Source organism: Candidatus Aegiribacteria sp. (genome assembly GCA_021108005.1).
GTDB lineage: Bacteria > Fermentibacterota > Fermentibacteria > Fermentibacterales > JCC-6 > Aegiribacteria.
Genome location: JAIORS010000035.1, coordinates 1 through 6,129, shown reverse-complemented (window position 1 = coordinate 6,129; position 6,129 = coordinate 1). Strand labels below are relative to the sequence as shown.

General features: G+C 44.7%; 7 protein-coding genes and 1 tRNA gene. 7 read left to right on the top strand and 1 reads right to left on the bottom strand.

The genetic code is table 11. The features are described 5' to 3' along the window. Window positions 1-199: 199 nt before the first annotated feature. Genes K8S15_02550 through K8S15_02540 form a run of 3 tightly spaced genes read left to right on the top strand, consistent with a single transcriptional unit; the run spans window position 200 to window position 1,390 of the window. A complete protein-coding gene (locus tag K8S15_02550) occupies window positions 200-532 on the top strand; it encodes a hypothetical protein (protein ID MCD4774913.1) in 333 nt (110 codons plus the stop codon). Window positions 533-568: 36 nt separating this feature from the next. After that, window positions 569-997 (top strand): site-specific integrase, encoded by a 429-nt coding sequence (locus K8S15_02545; protein MCD4774912.1) that lies wholly within the window; start codon window positions 569-571, stop codon window positions 995-997. A gap of 33 nt (window positions 998-1,030) precedes the next feature. Continuing rightward, window positions 1,031-1,390, top strand: a complete 360-nt coding sequence (locus tag K8S15_02540) for a tyrosine-type recombinase/integrase (protein MCD4774911.1) — start codon at window positions 1,031-1,033, stop codon at window positions 1,388-1,390. Window positions 1,391-1,444: 54 nt separating this feature from the next. Here K8S15_02540 and K8S15_02535 read toward each other — a convergent pair whose 3' ends face one another. Then, on the bottom strand, window positions 1,445-1,789 hold the full coding sequence (locus K8S15_02535; protein MCD4774910.1) for an N-acetyltransferase: 345 nt from the start codon (window positions 1,787-1,789) through the stop codon (window positions 1,445-1,447). A gap of 158 nt (window positions 1,790-1,947) precedes the next feature. On the opposite strand from K8S15_02535, the gene lepA reads away from it, so the two are divergent. The 4 genes from lepA to K8S15_02515 all read left to right on the top strand — a co-directional run bounded on the left by lepA (window position 1,948) and on the right by K8S15_02515 (window position 6,099). Beyond that, window positions 1,948-3,765 (top strand): translation elongation factor 4, encoded by a 1,818-nt coding sequence (gene lepA / locus K8S15_02530; protein ID MCD4774909.1) that lies wholly within the window; start codon window positions 1,948-1,950, stop codon window positions 3,763-3,765. 219 nt (window positions 3,766-3,984) lie between these two features. Further along, a complete protein-coding gene (locus K8S15_02525; GenBank protein ID MCD4774908.1) occupies window positions 3,985-4,776 on the top strand; it encodes a Mut7-C ubiquitin/RNAse domain-containing protein in 792 nt (263 codons plus the stop codon). Window positions 4,777-4,842: 66 nt separating this feature from the next. Beyond that, window positions 4,843-5,967: a radical SAM family heme chaperone HemW gene (gene hemW, locus K8S15_02520; protein MCD4774907.1), complete on the top strand. Its 1,125-nt coding sequence runs from the start codon at window positions 4,843-4,845 to the stop codon at window positions 5,965-5,967. A gap of 55 nt (window positions 5,968-6,022) precedes the next feature. Next, window positions 6,023-6,099 (top strand) — tRNA-Arg (locus tag K8S15_02515). Window positions 6,100-6,129 lie beyond the last annotated feature (30 nt).

Below are 6,129 nucleotides of genomic sequence, written 5' to 3'. Positions count from 1 at the left end.
GGTGTTTTCATATTTTTCCTTCGAACAATGATTCTATTGCTGCAGTATAACTCAAGTTACTAGTTATCTTGCATTAGGATAACATGGGGTATTTCTTGAGTCAACTAGCATACCTTGACACAAAAAGGTAAACAAATGTATACTAACAATGGAGATCACGGTGTTATACTGCAGCTTCATATGCAGAGGAAGTAATATCATGCATAAAATACTGGAAGAGTTTGAAAGTAATCTTAGAAGTCAAAATTTGGTGAATGATAACCACTTACCTTACATTGTCTGGTGGGTTAAGCATTACTTGGATCTTGATCATCCAGACGAAGCATCCTATTCAGATGTTCTCAGCAATGAAGGAAAGCATGACTGGCAGATACGACTGGCACTCGATGCAGTGAAGCTTTATCAGCAATTCTCACCGGATGATAAAATCAATACGATTGGATCTGATGAGGTTGATCCTCTTCAAACCATTATCAGGAAACTCCACGTACGACACTATGCCCGGAGTACAGTAAAAAGTTATTCCTCCTGAAGCAGGAAGTACTTCGATTTCTGTTCTTTACGAGAGATGAAACCACAGCAAGATTCTTCTTTCATTGCATATCTGTCTTTCCTCGCACTTAAGAAAAGTGTGGCCGCATCCACTCAGAATCAGGCTTTCAACGCTATTCTTTTCCTTTTCAGAAATGTTTGGAACAAGGAACCGGAGCATATTGACGCCGTCAGGGCACGGAAACCCAAGAGGCTTCCTGTTGTGCTTTCGCAGGATGAGGTTGCTGCAATTCTGGGATTAACTTCGAAAGTACAAGGATTGGTCCTTAAAGTTATCTATTCAAGTGGTTTGCGGCTTAACGAGGCTCTGAGTTTAAGGATTCAGGATCTGAACTTGGAGAAAGGATCCCTAACAGTACGAAGTAGTAAGGGCGACAAGGACAGGATAACAGTACTAAGCAGGAATCTGATCCCGGAATTGCAGGATCACCTGGTTGAGGTTTAAAAACTATTCTTGCAGGGGAATATCCCGGTTTCGATGCCATCTGCACTTCAGCGGAAGTATTTGAAGTCTGGTTTCGAGTGGAAATGGCAGTACCTGTTCCCCTCTTTCAGTCCCTCTGTGGATCCTGAATCTGGAAAGGTGAAGAGGCACCATATTCACCCCAGCACGGTACAGAGGGCAATGTCAGAAGCAGTGAAAAAAGCAGGTATAACAAAGCATGCCACAGTTCATACTCTTCGTCACTGTTTTGCTACACATTTGCTTATGTCAGGTGTTGATCTGTGTGCAATACAGGAGTTGCTGGGGCATAAGAATCTTGAGACAACAAGAATTTATCTGCACGTAATGAAGGAATTCAAGCAATCAGTTATAAGTCCTCTTGATCTCCTATAGTAGTTTGAGCATCCTGTGATGTTCGAGGAGGGGGCAGGTGTTGGATTTTGTCTTTTATTCCTTGTATCTCAGTATTCTCGCTGGATTGCCTGCTACAACCGCTCCCGGGGGAACATCCTTTGTAACAACTGCGCCCGCTCCGACTATGGCTCCCTCACCTATTCTTACAGGAAGTATCGTCGCGTTTGATCCGATGCTTACTCCATTCTCTATTACCGTGCCCTTCCAGTCAGCGGGATCCGGTTGTGGAGGGTAGATGTCGTTAATGAACATCACACCATGGGCTATGAAGCAGTCACTGCCGATTTCAACCATTTCGCAGACGAAGCTGTGACTCTGAAACCTGGTTCTGTCCCCTATCACTACGCCACTCTGTATTTCAGTGAAGCAGCCCACCATGCAGTCGCGGCCTATAGTACACCCGTAGAGATTTACGAAATTCCAGATCTTCGTTCCATCACCTATTCTGCAGTTATTCACAAGCTGAAGTTTATTCGGTTTAAAATCCAATTTGTTTTCCTCCTTTTGGAAACATCAGATTCCCCAATCATATTAGCATTTACGTTGAAGGAGGAGCTTTGCGCCGGAATATCAGAAATTTTTGTATTATTGCCCACATTGACCATGGTAAATCAACGCTTGCTGACAGGCTTCTTCAGGCAACGGGGACAGTATCCGCAAGAGAATTCCATGATCTCATGCTTGATACTATGGATATCGAGCAGGAACGCGGAATTACTATTAAGAGCACTGCTGTTACGATGAACTACACATCTGAAGAGGGTATAGAATGTGAACTCAACCTCATTGATACTCCCGGACATGTTGATTTCTCTTACGAAGTATCCAGAGCACTTGCTTCTTGCGAAGGAGCACTTCTTGTAATAGATGCTGCACAGGGGGTTGAAGCACAGACCGTAGCGAACCTGTACAAAGCTATGGAACAGAACCTTACCATAATTCCTGTGATAAACAAGATAGACCTTAGCTCTGCGAACATCCTGGAGGTGATGGGTGAGATCGAAGGTGAACTGGGGCTTGATGTTGATGATACAATCTGCGTATCCGCCAAGACCGGAGAGGGAATTGAGGAACTTCTTGAGGCCATTGTTAAGAAAATACCCCCTCCCGACAGCAGAGAGAATATACCTCTGAGGGCCAGAGTTTTCGACAGCATATACGATCCTTACCGAGGAGTGGTTGTTTATTTCAGGATAGAGGAGGGTTCACTCACAGCCGGTGAAGATATCCTCATGATGGCTGCAGGTAAGGAATACACAGTTGAGGAAGTCGGTCATTTCGGGATAAAACGAGAACCATGTTCCAGGCTTACAGCAGGAGAGGTTGGATACCTTATTGCTGGCATCAAGACGGTGGAGGATGTGAAATCCGGTGATACTGTTACTTGCGCAATTGATCCGGCACTTGAACCTCTTGGGGGGTACGAAGAAGTAAAACCAGTGGTGTTCTCATCAATTTATCCGGTTTCATCCGAAGATTATGAGAGCCTGGTTGCTGCTCTCGAAAGGCTGAAACTGAACGATGCCTCCCTAATTTACGAGAAGGTTTCATCCCCAGGATTGGGTTTCGGCTTCAGGTGCGGTTTTCTGGGGCTTCTTCACCTTGAGGTAGTGCAGGAGAGACTTGAACGGGAATTCTATCTTTCCCTTGTTCTGACCGCTCCTACAGTGCGTTACAGGATAACTCTTACTGACGGCAGTGTTATTTCGGTGGACAATCCTGTTGATTATCCCGATCCCGCCAGTATTGCCCTGACAGAGGAACCGTTTATAAGAGCTTCCATTATCATGCCTGACCGTTACATAGGACCCGTTACAAAACTTATCCTGGACAGAAGGGGAGAGAATTACAAGAACCTTTACGTAGGCAAGAAACGAGTGGAAATATCAGCGGACATACCCTTGGGTGAGGTTGTATACGATTTCTACGATAAACTTAAATCTGTTACCCAGGGATACGGTTCCTTCGATTACGAGATAACGGATTACAGGCCTGGAGACCTGGTGAAGGTGGATATTCTGGTGAATCACGAGAAGGTTGAAGCCCTGTCTATGCTTGTACACCGTAACAGGGCGCGTCCGTGGGCGGTTGCCGCCTGTAAGAACCTGAAAGAAGAAATCCCGAAGCAGCAATTCAAGATACCCATTCAAGGTGCAATCGGAGGACAGGTTATTTCAAGAGAAACGATAAATGCTCTCCGAAAGGATGTTACCGCTAAATGCTACGGGGGAGACATTACCAGGAAGCGTAAACTGCTTGAAAAGCAGAAGGCAGGTAAGAAACGGATGAAGATGGTGGGAAGCGTGGCCATTCCTCAGAAAGCATTCCTGGCAGTTCTCCGCCGCGAAGATTAGGGTCAGGTCTTGCATCCGGGCATTATTATCATAATAAATATAATTATATAGATTAAAATATCAATATCAACAGAATACCCATACTGTAACTGCCAAGCCCTGGACATATCCCTTCCACACATCCATCTTCTATCAGAATGGAGTAGGCAATATGAGTGGCAGCAAATCGATGATAGCCCCATGCGGAATCAATTGCGGGTAATGGAGTCATACGAAAGGATGAGTGAAGAGACCACCACACCTGGAGCAGTCTCCATTCGTGTTTACGCAGAACTGAACGATTTTCTACCAAAGCGTTGGAGACAGAAGAGTTTCAGCTATCCGCTCGATGGAGGTTATTCCCTCAAACATCTGATAGAATCAGCAGGTATTCCACATACTGAAATAGAACTGATACTTGTAAACGGTAGTTCCGTTGATTTCAGCGCAAAAGTGAAGGCAGGGGATAGAATAAGTGTTTATCCTGTTTTCGAGAGTATTGACGTAACACAAATCATAGCCCTTCGTCCGGAACCGCTTAGGAAAACCAGATTTGTTCTGGATGTTCATCTGGGTAAGCTTGCTCTTATACTAAGACTTCTCGGATTTGACGCTAAATTTCCAGGTAATATCCCGGATGAGGAACTGGCTGAAATCTCGTCGCAGGAACATAGAATACTTCTTACCAGAGATACGATGTTGTTGAAGAGGAATATAGTAACACATGGCTGTTATCTTCACAGCCAGAATCCGGAGGAGCAGGCGACCGAGATTCTCAACCGGCTGGACCTAAGGGAATCAGTGAAGCCCTTTTCCAGATGTCCTGGATGTGGCGCATTTCTTGAGCATGTGAGCAAGGATAATATCTTGCACCGGCTTGAGCCACTTACGAAAAAGTACTACAGTGAATTCAGTATATGTATCGAATGCGAAAAAATCTATTGGAAAGGAAGTCATTACCAGCCACTTACGGAACTGCTTAAGAGATTGAATATTCATGTTCCCGATAGCGAAGGAAGTGATGATGAATGAATTTGATTCCCGGATAGTTTTCTTCTACTTAACGGATCTTGATGATTCGAGTTGGGAGTCCTGGAAGTGAAATCATCCGGTTTGTACATTCATGTCCCATTCTGCAAAAAAAAATGCAGCTATTGCTCATTCTATTCAGTGAAAAGCAATGATCGAACCCGCTTTAGTTTTGGAAAAGCTCTCCTGTCCGAACTCGAACAGAGAGCGAGAGACAACATCATAGGGACCATTTACGCCGGTGGAGGGACGCCAACGCTTCTTCCACCTGAATTCTGGAGTGAATTCCTTACCCTTGTTGATGATATTGCTGATACATCCGAAATACATGAGTGTACCATTGAAACGAATCCAGGCGCTGTTACTGAAAGAGATCTTTTCACATTAAGACAGATCGGTTTCAACAGACTCAGTATAGGCATTCAGTCCTTCAGTGATGTCGCACTTGTAACACTTGGAAGGATACACAATTCTACCAGGGCAGTTGAAACCTTCAGAAGCGCCAGGAAGGCAGGATTCGGAAATATCTCAATAGATCTGATGTACGGAATCCCCAAACAGACATTAAAAGACTGGCTAGAAGATCTGAAGCGCATCGAGGATCTGGCTCCTGAGCACATATCCTGCTATGAGCTTTCAGTGGAAGAAGGAACGCCTATAGCAAAAGCCATAAATGCAGGAGAATTGTTCAAACCGGAAGAGGAAACCTGCCGGGAAATGTATTTCACGGCAGATGAGATTCTGAGGGAATTAGGCTATTTCCATTACGAGGTGTCCAATTACACAAGGGGAAAGAGCTTCATCTCCCGACATAATAGTTCATATTGGGATAGAACTCCTTACATCGGACTTGGTCCCTCTGCTCATAGTTTCAATGGAAGAAACACAAGGAGCTGGAATGTGGCCTCGATAGAGGAATATCTCAGGCTGATGAAAAGCGGAAAGTCTTCTGTAGCAGGAAGAGAAGAAATTGCATGTGAACAAGTAGCACTGGAAGCGGTAATGCTTGGTTTGCGCTGTAGTATAGGTTTCGATCTTGAGAAAATTGAAACTGAAACCGGAGTCAGTATTAACAGAGACCATCTGAATGCTATGATCGAAAACAACAGAGTTATCCTGTCAGGATCAGAATTTGTTCCTACTGTAGAAGGTATGCTGTACGCTGATGGTGATTCAATTAATCTCGTTGGATAATTAGTTCACGAATTTGACTAACCTCAGATGAAATTACATAATTGCTCTCTCCGGTGCCCCCGTAGCTCAGCAGGATAGAGCGGCGGTTTCCTAAACCGTAGGCCACACGTTCGAGTCGTGTCGGGGGCACCAAATTGAGGGGCTCGGGGCTCTACAGGCTCT